8 protein-coding genes are annotated in these 13,303 nt (G+C 72.1%); 5 read left to right on the top strand and 3 right to left on the bottom strand.

The genetic code is table 11. The features are described 5' to 3' along the window. Positions 1-789: a phosphotransferase gene (locus ACGFIE_RS19380; protein ID WP_393296339.1), complete on the top strand. Its 789-nt coding sequence runs from the start codon at positions 1-3 to the stop codon at positions 787-789. 56 nt (positions 790-845) lie between these two features. Here ACGFIE_RS19380 and ACGFIE_RS19375 read toward each other — a convergent pair whose 3' ends face one another. Together ACGFIE_RS19375 and ACGFIE_RS19370 are read right to left on the bottom strand one after the other, a co-directional pair. Beyond that, positions 846-1,517 (bottom strand): CHAP domain-containing protein, encoded by a 672-nt coding sequence (locus ACGFIE_RS19375; protein WP_393296337.1) that lies wholly within the window; start codon positions 1,515-1,517, stop codon positions 846-848. A gap of 20 nt (positions 1,518-1,537) precedes the next feature. Continuing rightward, positions 1,538-1,936 carry a hypothetical protein gene (locus ACGFIE_RS19370; protein ID WP_393296335.1) on the bottom strand — a complete coding sequence of 133 codons (399 nt, stop codon included), beginning with the start codon at positions 1,934-1,936 and terminating at the stop codon, positions 1,538-1,540. A 194-nt stretch (positions 1,937-2,130) separates the two neighbouring features. Between ACGFIE_RS19370 and ACGFIE_RS19365 the strand changes: the two genes are divergently transcribed. Then, on the top strand, positions 2,131-4,992 hold the full coding sequence (locus ACGFIE_RS19365; RefSeq protein ID WP_393296333.1) for a BTAD domain-containing putative transcriptional regulator: 2,862 nt from the start codon (positions 2,131-2,133) through the stop codon (positions 4,990-4,992). Positions 4,993-5,061: 69 nt separating this feature from the next. Here ACGFIE_RS19365 and leuS read toward each other — a convergent pair whose 3' ends face one another. Next, the gene (gene leuS, locus ACGFIE_RS19360) at positions 5,062-7,902 is read right to left on the bottom strand and encodes a leucine--tRNA ligase (RefSeq protein WP_393296331.1); all 2,841 of its coding nucleotides are present in this window, start codon (positions 7,900-7,902) and stop codon (positions 5,062-5,064) included. A 401-nt stretch (positions 7,903-8,303) separates the two neighbouring features. Between leuS and ACGFIE_RS19355 the strand changes: the two genes are divergently transcribed. From ACGFIE_RS19355 to ACGFIE_RS19345, 3 genes are read left to right on the top strand one after another with little or no spacing between them, the layout of a single operon-like run. Next, complete coding sequence (locus tag ACGFIE_RS19355; protein WP_363683020.1) at positions 8,304-9,356, top strand: MoxR family ATPase; 1,053 nt, start codon at positions 8,304-8,306, stop codon at positions 9,354-9,356. 1 nt (position 9,357) lies between these two features. Beyond that, positions 9,358-10,656, top strand: a complete 1,299-nt coding sequence (locus ACGFIE_RS19350; protein WP_393296328.1) for a DUF58 domain-containing protein — start codon at positions 9,358-9,360, stop codon at positions 10,654-10,656. Positions 10,657-10,672: 16 nt separating this feature from the next. Further along, on the top strand, positions 10,673-13,147 hold the full coding sequence (locus ACGFIE_RS19345; RefSeq protein ID WP_393296326.1) for a transglutaminaseTgpA domain-containing protein: 2,475 nt from the start codon (positions 10,673-10,675) through the stop codon (positions 13,145-13,147). Positions 13,148-13,303 lie beyond the last annotated feature (156 nt).

Genomic DNA, 13,303 nt, shown 5'->3' with positions numbered 1-13,303 from the left:
ATGCCCGACCCGACCGACCCGCCGGGCGAGCAGCGACTGGCTGGGGGCTTCATCACCGACGTGGTCCGGATCGGTGACACGGTGCGCCGTACGCCACCTGCCAACCTGGACTTCGTCGGCGCGCTCCTGCACCACCTGGCCGGGGTCGGCGCGGACCTCGCGCCTCGGTACCTGGGGGTCGACGCCCTCGGCCGGCAGGTGCTCAGCCACGTGCGGGGGCGGGTGCCGTGGCGGGACCGGGAGGACCGGGCCTTCTTCGCCGACCCGGCGCTGGTGCGGCTGGCCGAGCTGATCCGGCGGTTGCACGACGGCTGTGCGGGCACCGGGCTGGCCGGCGAGGCCGAGACGGTCTGCCACCGGGACCTGTCGCCGAAGAACACGGTGTACCGGGACTTCCCCGCCGGGCCGCTGCCGGTGGCCTTCCTCGACTGGGACCTGGCCGCCCCGGGCGGCCGGATCGACGACGTGGCGTTCGCCGGGTGGCACTGGGCCGCGTTGGGAGAGGGCGCCGACCCGGCCGAGCTGGGTCGGCGCTGCCGCCTGCTCTGCGACGCCTACGAGGCCACGGCCACCGGAGCGCGGCCGGTGTCGCTGCCCCGGGCCGAGCTGGTCGACGTGATGCTCGGCCAGATCGAGACCACCTGGCGGGGCATCGACGCCGGCGCCGACCGCGACGAGCCAGGCATGCGCCGGCTGCGCGACGCGGGCGTGGTCGACGGGGTACGCCGCTGGCAGGACTGGCTGCACACCCACCGCGCCGGAATCGAGGCGGTGCTCGACCTCCGCTGACCGACCCGGGAACGCAACCGACCCGCGGAACACAGGCCGGTTGCGTTCCCGGGATCCTACTTCGGTACCGGCGACGCGTAGCCGACGACGGCTGCCTCCCAGTTGGAGTGCAACACGTGGGAGACCGTGTTCGACTGGTTGCCGCCGACCACGTAGTGATTGCCGTCGGTGCTGGTGTCGTAGTACGAGGTCACGATGGCCACGTGGTCGAGGTCAGCGTCACCGTCCCAGTTGTAGACCGCGGCATCACCCTTGCGCGGGACGTAGCCGCTGCCCCGGGCGTGCCAGGTGCCGTTGTTGATGCCGTAAGTCCGGAAACTCGACGCGGCGGACGTGAGCCCGGTGTACTTCGCGCCGCCCCAGTAGAAGGCGAACTTCGCGAAGTCGGCGCACCACGCCCGGGCCCGCCACCTCACGTCGTCCCAGGTCTTCGACCCGTTCCGGTACATGTAGCCGGGGCTCACCGGACCGCAGGTACCGGTCCCCGAGCTGTCGTAGCGATCGTTGTTCGGGTCGGCCCAGAAGCCGGTGTAGAAGTTGCAGTCCGTGCCGCTGCGCTCCTTCAGGCGGTACTGCACATCGGTGTTTGTTGACTTGAGCTGTTCCCAGGCGATGTTGCCGACGTCGATGCCCAGTTGCGTGTCAGCGGCGTGCGCGATCCCCGGCACGACGAAGATGCTCGAGGCGGCGGCGACTACGGCCACCACGGCCATCCGGAATGATTTCAAGGGTTGCCTCCTGTGGGCAATCAGAGCCAGCCGCCGCAGCGGCGGTTGGTGTTGGCGTCACTGGTGCAGACCTTGAGGTAGACGCCGGAGCTGAAGGGGCCGTACCACTCGTCCTCGGCCCAGTCACCGACGCCTCCGGTCGCCTCGTCGAGCTTCACGCCGCCCGTTGACGTGCTCGGCGTTTTGATCCACACCTCGGCGCGGCGACCGTCCTTGGCCGTGTCTTCGAGGAAGTAGCTGAGGCCGGTGGTGAAAGCCTCGGGGCAGATCTGGTACGTCAGATCGGCTCCGGAAATGGTGGCCGTGCCGCTGCGGCATGCAGCCGCGGACGCGGCCGTTGGTGACAGGACCACCGCGGCGGTCCCGACAAGGCCGGTGGCTATGACGGCTCGAAGGCCGCGCTGCCAGGCTTGCTTCATGTGCCCTCCTCATCTGCTCGGACGCCGCTCTGTCGACGCCCGGTGGAGGCGCTTCGCCGCCCCCCCGTTGCGCACACTCTCCCGGCGCGCGGTGGAAGCAGGGTGGAAGCCGGGTGCGAATCCGGTGCACCATGGGATCCGTCGGGGTCGATATAATGCGTCCGAGTGGCCACGACGAGCACGGGGGATCTCGGATGGGGCAACTGCGGCTGAGCGTGCTCGGCCCGCTGGAGGCCGAACAGGCCGGCGCAGCGATCCGGCTCGGTCCGCGACAGGTGGAGCTGCTCTCCGTACTCGTCATCGAGCTCGGCCGCCCGGTACTGGCCCGCCGCCTGGTGGATCTCCTCTGGGGTTCCACCGCTGGCGACGGCGCGGCGACGACGCTTCGCAGCCATGTCTCGCACCTACGGCGTGCCCTCGGGCCCGGCCGGTCCGCGCCCGCCGAGGCCTCGATCGTCGCCACCCTCGGCACCGGCCCCGGCCTGGCATACCGGCTGAATCTGCCTCCCGACCGCGTGGACGCCCACCTCTTCGAACAGGAGACCACGCAGGGGCGGCGCCTGCTGGAGGGCTGCGACCCGGCGATGATCCCCCGCGCCGCCGAACTCTTCGGCGCCGCACTGGCCCGCTGGCGCGGGCCGGCCTTCGCCGACGTCGCCGACAAGCCGTTCGCTCTGCCCGAGGTGGCCCGCCTCGAGGCGTCGCGCCGGGCCGCGCGACGCGGTCATGCCGAGGCGCTGATCGCGCTCGGGCGGCCCGCCGAAGCCGTCAACGTGCTCACCGGCGCGGTTCTGGACGACCCGTACGACGAGGGTGCCCGCCACCTGCTCGCGCGTGCCCTCTACGCCGAGCAGCGGGTGGACGAAGCCGCCGAGGTCTGCCGACAGGGCACCGCCCTGCTGCGGGAACGGGGCATGGACGCGCCGCAGCTGCACCTTCTGCACGCCGCGATCCTGCGGCGCGACGAGCTGCCGATCCCGGCGCCCGCGGCGGTGGTCGGCGGAATCGCGCCGGTGGCGCCAGCATGCCTGCTGCCACCGGATCCGCCGCGCTTCGTCGGCCGGGCTGCCGAGCTCGATGCGGCCCGGCGGCACTGCCTGGCGCCGAACCGGCGGCAGAGCCTGCTCGTGACGGGTGCGGCAGGCGTGGGCAAGACCAGCTTCGCCGTCCGCCTGGCGCACCTGCTCGCCGAGGACTTCCCGGACGGATGCCTGTACGTCAACCTCCGCGGCTTCGACCCGGGCGGTACGGCGGTCGCCGGGGACGAGGCGGTGCGACTCTTCCTGGACGCGTTGCAGGTGCCACCGGAGCAGATACCGGCGAGCGCGGAGAGTCGGGCCGGCCACTACCGGAGGCTGCTGTCGGAGCGCCGCATGCTGATCGTGCTCGACAACGCCCGGGACGCCGGTCAGGTGCGCCCACTCCTGCCCGGCGCCGCCGGGTGCACGGTGGTGGTGACCAGCCGGCAGCAACTGCCCGACCTGGTGGCTGCCGAGGGTGCCCATCCGGTCACCCTCGACCTACTCACTGCCGGCGAGGCCCGCGAGTTGCTGGCGAGCCGACTGGGCAACGACCGGGTGGCGACGGAGCCGGGGGCGGTGGCCGGGATCATCGAGCGGTGTGACCGGCTGCCGCTGGCCCTGGCGATCGTGGCGGCCCGCGCGGCGACCCATCCACGATTTTCCCTCGCCGTGCTGGCCCGGGAACTGACCGAGTCCCGAGGCAGCCTCGACGGCTTCCCGGTGGGCGACCCGGCCACCGACCTGCGGTCGGTCTTCTCCTGGTCCTACCGCGCGCTCGGCGGGCCGGCAGCGCGGTTGTTCCGCCTACTCGGGTTGCATCCCGGGCAGGACATCTCGGTGTGTGCCGCCGCCAGCCTCGCCGCACTGCCCGAGCGGCAGGTACGCCCCGCCCTCGCCGAACTGGCCCGTGCGCAACTCGTCACGGAGCGGGCGCCTGGCAGATACACCTGCCACGATCTGCTCCGGGCGTACGCGGCGGAGCTGGTCGAGCTGGAGCCCGCGGAGGAACGCCACGCGGCCCTGCGGCGGATCGTCGATCACTATCTGCGCAGCGCCTGCACGGCCGACGCGCGGCTGTCCCCGCTCCGGGAGCCGATCACGCCGCCGCCGATGGAGACGGGCGTAACCCCGCAGGAGCCGGTTGACGGCGCCTCGGCGTTGACCTGGTTCGCGCAGGAGCACGGCGTTCTCATCCGGGTGGTCGAGTTGGCTGCCCGGCACGGCTTCGACAGGCACGTGTGGCAGTTGGCGTGGGCGCTGACCACCTTCCTGTCCCGCCGTGGCTGCTGGGAGGACCTGATCGCCGTACAGCACAGCGCGCTGGCCGCCGCCGAGCGCCGAGGCGACAGGGCCGCTGCGGCGCAGGCACACCGCGACGTCGTCGCGGCCTTCTCGGAGACCGGCCGGCTCCGGTCAGCCCGTGAGCACCTGCAGTCGGCTCTGACGCTGCTGGGCGAGCTCGGCGACCGGACCGGCCAGGCGCAGACGTTGCTGACCCTCGGCTGGATCAACGAAAAGGAGGGTGACCAGGCGACCGCCCTGCGCCACGACGAACGAGCACTGGCCCTCTTCCGGGCCGACCGGCACGAGGCGGGGGAGGCCCGGGCGCTCAACGCGATCGGCTGGGACCATGGCGTGCTCGGCGCGTACCGGGAGGCGGTCGGCTACTGCCAGCGGGCACTGGTCCTGCAACGCCGGCTCGGTGACAGGGTCGGGGAGGCGAACAGTTGGGACACGCTGGGCTACGCCCACCACCATCTCGGCCGCCACTCCCGGGCAGCCCGCTGCTTCAGGCGGTCGTTGGCGCTCAGTCGAGAATTGGGACATCGCTACAACGAGGCGTTGGCGCTGCACCACCTGGGCGACAACCACCAGGCCCTCGGCGACTTGGCGGCCGCCCACGACTGCTGGCTGCGCGCTCTGGAGATCCTCACCGGCATGGGGCATCCAGCGGCCGTGCAGTTGCGCGACAAGCTCTCCGCGGGCCACGGCCATCCCGGTCGCCGGCCGGACGTGGCGGCCGTCGTCCGCTGACGGCACGGCATCCCGTACCGGCACGGTCGACAGGCGGACCGGCCGGTACGGGACTAGAGATGCCAGGCGTTACATGACCACGGAGACCATTCGGCCCTGGACCACGATGACCTTGCGGGGTTCCTTGCCCGCCAGCACCGTGGCCACCGCGTCCAGGGCCGCCGCGCGGACGGTCTCCTCGGAGGCGTCGGCGGGGACCTCGACGCGGCCACGGACCTTGCCGTTGACCTGCACCGGATAGGTCACCGTCTCGGCCACCAGCAGCGCCGGGTCCGCGGTCGGGAAGTCCGCGTACGTCAGCGAGGTGTCGTGGCCCAGCTTGCGCCACAGCTCCTCGGCCACGTGCGGGGCGAACGGCGCCACCATCAGCACCAGCGGCTCGGCCACCTCGCGGGGCGTGGCCGACAGTCGGGTCAGCCCGTTGGTCAGCTCGATCAGCTTGGCGATCGCGGTGTTGAACCGGATGCCGTCCATGTCGCCACGGACCCCGTCGATCACCTTGTGCAGCAGCCGGCGGGTCGCCTCGTCGGCCGGGGCCTCGGTGATCCGCAGGGCGCCGGTCTGCTCGTCGACGACGGCCCGCCACACCCGCTGCAGGAACCGGTACGAGCCGACCACCGCCCGGGTCTCCCAGGGGCGGGACACCTCCAGCGGGCCCATCGACATCTCGTACACCCGGAAGGTGTCGGCGCCGTACGCGGCGCACATGTCGTCCGGGGTCACCACGTTCTTCAGCGACTTGCCCATCTTGCCGTACTCGCGGTTGACCGTCAGGTCACCCAGGTAGTACGCGCCGTCGCGCTCGACGACCTCCTCGGCCTGCACGTAGCTGCCGCGCGAGTCGGTGTACGCGTACGCCTGGATCATGCCCTGGTTGAACAGCTTGCGGAACGGCTCGAACGACGAGACGTGCCCCAGGTCGAACAGCACCTTGTGCCAGAACCGCGCGTACAGCAGGTGCAGCACGGCGTGCTCGGCGCCGCCGACGTACAGGTCGGTGCCCCCGCAGTCGCCCTCGCCGCGCGGGCCCATCCAGTACCGCTCGTTCTCGGCGTCGACGAACCGCTCGCTGTTGGTCGGGTCCAGGTAGCGCAGCTCGTACCAGCAGGAGCCGGCCCACTGCGGCATCACGTTGGTTTCCCGGGTGTAGCGCTTCGGCCCGTCGCCCAGGTCCAGCTCGACCTCGACCCAGTCCCGCCGCCGCGACAGCGGGGTCTCCGGGTTGGAGCCCGCGTCGTCCGGGTCGAACGTCTTCGGGGAGAAGTCGTCCACCTCGGGCAGCTCGACGGGCAGCATCTCCTCCGGCAGCGCGATGGCGGCACCGGTCTCGTCGTAGACGATCGGGAACGGCTCACCCCAGTAGCGCTGCCGGGAGAACAGCCAGTCGCGCAGCCGGTAGGTCACCGCGCCCGTGCCGTGCCCGTTCGCCTCCAGCCAGGCGATGATCGCCGCCTTGGCGTCGGCGATCCCCCGGCCGTTCAGGTCCAGGCCGCGCTCGGGCGCGGCGCTGTTGATCGCCGGGCCGTCCCCGGTGTACGCCTTGCCGTCGAAGCCCTCCGCCGGCTGCACGGTACGCACGATGGGCAGCTCGAAGACCTCGGCGAACGCCCAGTCCCGCTCGTCCTGCGCCGGCACCGCCATGATCGCGCCGGTGCCGTAGCCGGCCAGCACGTAGTCGGCGATGAAGATCGGGATCTGCCCACCGGTGACCGGGTTGGTGGCGTACGCACCGATGAAGACGCCTGTCTTCTCCTTGCTGTCGGACTGCCGCTCGACGTCGGTCTTCGCGGCGGCGGCCTTGCGGTACGCCTCGACAGCCGCCCGAGGGCTGGCGTGCCCGCCGGTCCAGGCGTCCTTGGTGCTCTCCGGCCAGGCGGCCGGCACCAGCGCGTCGACCAGCTCGTGCTCGGGCGCCAGCACCATGTAGGTCGCACCGAAGATGGTGTCCGGGCGGGTCGTGAACACCCGCACCGGGGCCAGGGCGGTCGGGAAGTCGATGTGCGCGCCCTGCGAGCGACCGATCCAGTTGCGCTGCATCAGCTTGATCGGCTCGGGCCAGTCCAGCGCGTCCAGGTCGTCCAGCAGCCGGTCACCGTAGGCGGTGATCCGCATCTTCCACTGCTTCAGGTTGCGCTTGAAGACGGGGAAGTTGCCCCGGTCGGAGCGGCCGTCGGCGGTGACCTCCTCGTTGGCCAGCACGGTGCCCAGCCCCGGGCACCAGTTGACCGGGGCCTCCGACACGTACGCCAGCCGGTGGTCGTCGACGACTCCGCGGCGCTCGGCGACGCTCAGCTCGGCCCAGGGCCGGCCATCCGGGGTGGGCCGGTTACCACCCTCGAACTCGGCGATCAGCTCGGCGATCGGCCGGGCCCTGCCGGCGTCGCGGTCGTACCAGGAGTTGAAGATCTGCAGGAAGATCCACTGCGTCCAGCGGTAGAAGTCGGTGTCGATGGTCGCCACCGAGCGGCGCTCGTCGTGCGCCAGCCCCAGCCGGCGCAGCTGCGTCTTGTACCGCTCGATGTTCGCGACAGTGGTGGTCCGGGGGTGGGTGCCGGTCTGCACCGCGTACTGCTCGGCGGGCAGGCCGAACGCGTCGAACCCCATCGCGTGCAGCACGTTGCGGCCGGCCATCCGCTGGTAGCGGGCGAAGCAGTCGGTGCCGATGTAGCCCAGCGGGTGGCCGACGTGCAGGCCGGCGCCGGACGGGTACGGGAACATGTCCAGCACGTACAGCTTCTCCGCCCCGGCCCGGGGGTGGCCCGGATCGGCCAGCGGACCTGTCGGGTTCGGTGCGTGGAAGGTGCCCTCGCGCGCCCAGGTGTCCTGCCAACGGGTCTCGATCTCGTCGGCCAGGGCCGCGGTGTACCGGAACGGGGGAATGTCGCCCGCCGGTGCGGCTGCCTCACTCATCGTCTCTCCTCGCTTCGCTTCGCTTCGTCTCGGCACCACCGGGCCGGACCGGCGGCGGGCACAAAAAAGCCCCTCGCGCAGGAGGGGCCGCCGTGCTGTCGCGCCTTCAGCGCATCAGCACGGCCCGGTAAGAAGCAGGAAGACTCCGGCCATGTTCGGCAGTGTACGCCCCCGATAGACCGGGCGTTGGGGCCTGGGGGCAGTCGGGCCTGATCCCCCAACTCGGCGAATATCCGCCCGTAAGCGGCGGACTACCTGCGGGGGTCGGCGATAACGACAAACATGGTTAGCCTGAGAGGCCAGTGAGAATCCTGCGGCATACGAGGCTCGACGTCGCGAACCCAACGGCGGGTCCAGGTGCTCTCTACAGAGCTGCCGTGACGGCGACGAGGAGGAGGCCCGTGACACAACAGACCTGGGACGAGGTGGGCGGCCGGTTGCCGCACGACGAGTTCCGCGCCGCCAGCGAGGCCATCGTGGCCAACATCGAGCAGGTCATCGAGGGCAAGACCGCCACCGTGCGGCTGGCCCTGGCCGTCCTGCTCGCCGAGGGCCACCTCCTCATCGAAGACGTTCCCGGCGTCGGCAAGACCAAACTGGCCAAGGCCCTCGCACGGTCCATCGACTGCACGGTGCGCCGGATCCAGTTCACCCCCGACCTGCTGCCCAGCGATGTCACAGGCGTCAGCGTCTACAACCAGGAGACCCACGACTTCGAGTTCCGCCCCGGGGCGGTCTTCGCCAACCTGGTCGTCGGCGACGAGATCAACCGGGCCTCGCCGAAGACCCAGTCGGCGTTGCTGGAGTGCATGGAGGAACGGCAGGTCACCGTCGACGGCGTGACCTACCAGCTGCAGACCCCGTTCATGGTCATCGCCACCCAGAACCCGATCGAGATGGAAGGGACGTACCCGCTGCCCGAGGCGCAGCGCGACCGGTTCACCGCCCGGATCGCGATGGGTTACCCGGACGCCGGCGCCGAGCTGGCCATGCTGGACGGGCACGGCGGCACCGATCCGCTGAACGAGCTTCGCGCCGTCTCCGACGCGGACATCGTCCGGCAGCTCATCGCCACCGTCCGGCAGGTGCACGTCGCGGACGCCGTCAAGCAGTACGCCATCGACCTGGTCACCGCGACCCGTGAGGCCCCCGACCTGCGGCTGGGCGCGTCCCCCCGGGCGACCCTGCAACTGCTGCGCACGGCACGGGCGGTCGCCGCGCTGGAGGGCCGCGACTACGTCCTCCCCGACGACCTGCAGGCCCTGGCGGTGCCGGTGCTCGCGCACCGGATCATCCCGACGGCCGACGCGCAGCTCGCCCGACGCACCACCGACGCGATCGTCTCCGAGCTGGTGCACCGACTGCCGTTGCCGCACGACAGGCAACGCAACCCCTACGACACCCGGCCCGCCACCGGAAACGGTCGCGCGCCCTACGAGCCGCGGAGGCCGTGACGTGCGTGCCGGGCTGCGCGGGCTGACCACCCGCGGGCGCTCGTTCCTGGCGGCCGCGATCGCGGCGGCGATCTCGGCCGTCATCCTGGGCGAGAAGGACCTGCTCCGGGTGGCCGTGCTACTGGCCGTCCTGCCGCTGCTGGCCGCCGCCTACGTGGGTCGCAGCCGTTACAAGCTGGCCTGCAACCGGTCGCTGGACCCGCACCGGGTTCCGGTCGGGGCCAACTCCCGGGTGGTCCTGCGGCTGCAGAACCTCTCCCGGCTGCCCACCGGCACCCTGCTGCTGGAGGACCGGCTGCCCTACGCGCTGGGCAGCCGGCCCCGGGTCGTGCTGGAGCGGCTGGGCGCGCACCAGGCCAGCTCCGTGGCGTACACGGTCCGCGCCGACGTGCGGGGCCGGTACGACGTGGGGCCGCTGGTGGTCCGGATGACCGACCCGTTCGGTCTCTGCGAGCTCACCCGGGCCTTCCCCAGCACCGACCACCTGACGGTCATCCCGCAGGTCACCCCCCTGCCGTCGGTCCGGCTCCCCGGGGAGTACGCGGGCAGCGGCGACAGCCGTGCGCGTTCGGTGGCCGTGCACGGTGAGGACGACGCGGCGACCCGTGAGTACCGCCGCGGTGACGACCTGCGCCGGGTGCACTGGAAGTCCACGGCGCGCACCGGCGAGCTGATGGTGCGCCGGGAGGAGCAGCCCTGGGAGAGTCGGGCCACTGTCGTCCTGGACACCCGCGCGTACGGCCACCGGGGCGACGGCCCGACGGCGAGTTTCGAGTGGTCGGTCTCCGCCGCCGCGAGCGTCGCCGTGCACCTGCGGCAGGCCGGCTACAAGCTGCGTCTGGTCACCGGTTCGGGTGCCGACGTGGACGCCTCCGAGGGTGGCGGCGACGGTGTGCTGCTCGACCACCTGGCCGAGGTGCGGCTGGACCAGCGGGCCGAGCTGGCCGAGTTGGTGCAGCGGGTCCGGCAGCGCGCCGACGGCGGCCTGATCATCGGGCTGTTCGGCACGGTGAGCGTCGCCGAGGCCGAGTTGCTGGCCGGGCTGCGGGGCAACGGCGCGACCTGCGTCGGTTTTCTGTTGGACAGCTCCACCTGGCTGAGCCTCCCGGAGAAGGCCCGCGCCGAGGCGGAGCACGCACACGGCGCTGCCGTGCTCGCCATGGTGCGCAGCGGCTGGCGGGTGGTCGGTGTCGACCACGGCAGCCGGCTGCCCGCGCTGTGGCCGCAGGCCGGCCGAGGATCCCAGGGCTTCGCCCTGCGCGCCGCGCTGGCCGAGACGGTCGCCGGCGGCGTGCGATGAACGGAAGGTTCCCCTCATGACCGCCAGCCGGAACACCGGCGCGGTGGCGGCCGCCGCGACACTGCTCGCCGCTGCGCCGCTGTCGGCCATCTTCCAGACCTGGACGTGGCTGGTCCAGTGCGCGATCACGGTCGCCGTCGTGGCCGGGGTCGCCGCGCTGACGCGGCTCGTCCGGGCCCCCCTGTGGGGCCAGGTGCTCGGCATGCTGGCCGCCCTGTTGCTCGCGTTGACCTGGCTGTTCCCCAGCGGCGGCGAGCTGCTGGCCTTCCTGCCCATGCCGGCCACGATCGGGCACTTCGCGGACCTGCTCACCGGCTCGATGCAGGACATGCGCTCGTACGGCGTCGAAGTTCCGGACACGGACCCGCTGCTGTTCATCACAGTGCTCGGCGTCGGCGGTGTGGCCGTGCTGGTGGACGTGCTGGCGGTGGGGCTGCGGCGGCCCGCGCTGGCCGGGCTGCCGATGCTCGCGATCTACTCGGTGCCCGTGGCCGTCTACGTGGACAGCGTCCCCCCGGTCCCGTTCGTGGTGGGCGCCGCCGGTTACCTGTGGCTGCTGGTCACCGACAACGTCGACCGGGTCCGCCGGTTCGGAAGGCGGTTCACCGGCGACGGCCGTGACGTCGACGTGTGGGAGGCGTCGCCGTTGGCCTCCGCCGGCCGTCGGCTCGCCGTGGTCGGCGTGGTGGTGGCCGTGGCGCTGCCGCTGGCGGTGCCCGGCATGACCGGCGGACTGTTGGACACGCTCTCCGGCGGCACGGGTAACGGCAGCGGCACCGGCCGGGGCGCGGGCGGCTCGTCCGGCCGGATCGACCTGTTCGCGTCGCTCGCCGGCCAGCTCAACCAGTCCGAGGTGGCCGACCTGGTCAAGGTGACCACGTCCGAGCCGGACCCCTTCTACCTGCGCTACGCGGTGGCCGACGAGCTGCGCCCGAGTGGCTTCCAGGCCCGCAGCCCCAGTGGCAGTCCGGCCAACCGGGATCTGCCGGAACCGAAGACGCGGCCCGGCCCGGGAGTGCAGCAGGCCCGCTACCAGGCGACCGTCGAGGTCACCAAGAGCCTCAACATGTCCCTCATGCCGGTGTACGCCGAGCCGGTTCGCACCAAGGACCTCAACGGCAACTGGCTCTACGACTCCGATCGGCAGGTCGTCTTCTCCAACCGGGAGAACTCCCGGGGTCGTAAGTACTCCTTCGACTACGTCCGCTCGACGTACACGCCGGCGGCGCTGCGGGCGGCTGGGCCGCTGTCTGCCGAGCACCCGGTCCGCCGCCAGTTCACCGCCACCCCCGCGCCGGTACCCGAGGTGGAGGAGCTGGTCCAGGGGTTGACCCAGGGCAAGCGCACCGACTACGACCGTGTGCTCGCGATCTACCAGCACTTCTCGGCGGACAACGGGTTCAGCTACCGGCTCAGCACCGCGAGCGGCAGCAGCGGCCAGGACATCGTCAACTTCCTCATCAACAAGGTCGGCTACTGCCAGCAGTACGCGGCGGCCATGGCCTGGCTGGTCCGTGCGGCAGGCATCCCGGCCCGGGTCGCGTTCGGGTTCACCAATGGCAGCAAGCGCGACGGCAACACGTACACGCTGACGAACCTCAACCTGCACGCCTGGACCGAGGTCTTCTTCGACCAGATCGGCTGGGTGCCGTTCGACGCCACCCCGGCGTACGGCGTGCCCGGCTCCACCCGGTCCACCTGGGCTCCGGACACTGACGCGCCCGAGCCGTCCACCCCGGAGACGGGCGCCACGGACAGCCCGACGGGTCCGGACTCGTCGGCGGGGCCGGCCGGCCCGGACAACGCCGACCGCGACACCGACTCCGGGCTCTCCCTCGGCGGCGAGAAGCCGGCCGAGCAGCCGCCGGTCTGGCCGTGGTGGACGGCGGGCGTGTTGGCCCTGTTGGCGCTGCTGGCGGTGCCGGCGCTTCGTCGACAGGCGCTGCGTCGACGGCGGGCCGGCCGGGCGGACGCCACGGCGGCCACCGCCGTCCCCGCCGACGCACAGCCGGCCGACGGCGGGCGTGTGATGGTGGTTGAGGCGGACGCGAGCCGCGCCCGCGCGGACGCGCACGCCGCCTGGGCCGAACTGCTGGACACTCTCGTCGACTTCAAGGTCCGGGTCGACCAGACCGAGACGCCCCGGGCTACCGCGGACCGGCTGGTCCGCGAAGCTCTCGCCGATGACACAGCGGCGGTCGGAGCGGCGCGGCTGCTCGGCCGCGCGGAGGAGCGGGCCCGGTACGCGCGGGACCCGCTGACCGGTGAGCCGCTGCCGCCTGCTCTGCGCGCGGTCCGGGGGGCGCTCGCCACCCGGGCGGATCGCCGGACCCGACTGATCGCCACCGTGCTGCCTCCGTCGGTGCTGCTGCGCTGGCGGATCACCCTGGCGGACACCTCCGGCCGTCTGGTGGCGCTGACCGGCCGGATCCGCTATCGGCTGCTGCGCTGGAACCCGCGGCGGATGCTTGCCGACCGGGCGGCCCGCTGACCGACGCCCGTCAGCTTCGGGGCGGCGGTCACCGACCGTCGCCCCGAACGGTTTGATCGACTCCAGATCGGCGATGTGAGTGGATCCGCCACGTCTGGATTCCCCCACATCGGTGCCTCGGAGTGGATCATCGCGCGCGGAGGGCGACGGGCGCGC

It is taken from the genome of Micromonospora sp. NPDC049275, from assembly GCF_043197115.1.
Lineage (GTDB): Bacteria > Actinomycetota > Actinomycetes > Mycobacteriales > Micromonosporaceae > Micromonospora.
This window is presented reverse-complemented; position numbering and strand designations above follow the sequence as displayed.

What these genes read in the sequence shown, in the direction of transcription:
- ACGFIE_RS19380 (WP_393296339.1), top strand. Translation starts at nt 1, where the DNA reads ATGCCCGACCCGACCGACCCGCCGGGCGAGCAGCGACTGGCTGGGGGC.
- ACGFIE_RS19370 (WP_393296335.1), bottom strand. Translation starts at nt 1,936, where the DNA reads ATGAAGCAAGCCTGGCAGCGCGGCCTTCGAGCCGTCATAGCCACCGGC.
- ACGFIE_RS19345 (WP_393296326.1), top strand. Translation starts at nt 10,673, where the DNA reads ATGACCGCCAGCCGGAACACCGGCGCGGTGGCGGCCGCCGCGACACTG.
- ACGFIE_RS19365 (WP_393296333.1), top strand. Translation starts at nt 2,131, where the DNA reads ATGGGGCAACTGCGGCTGAGCGTGCTCGGCCCGCTGGAGGCCGAACAG.
- leuS (WP_393296331.1), bottom strand. Translation starts at nt 7,902, where the DNA reads ATGAGTGAGGCAGCCGCACCGGCGGGCGACATTCCCCCGTTCCGGTAC.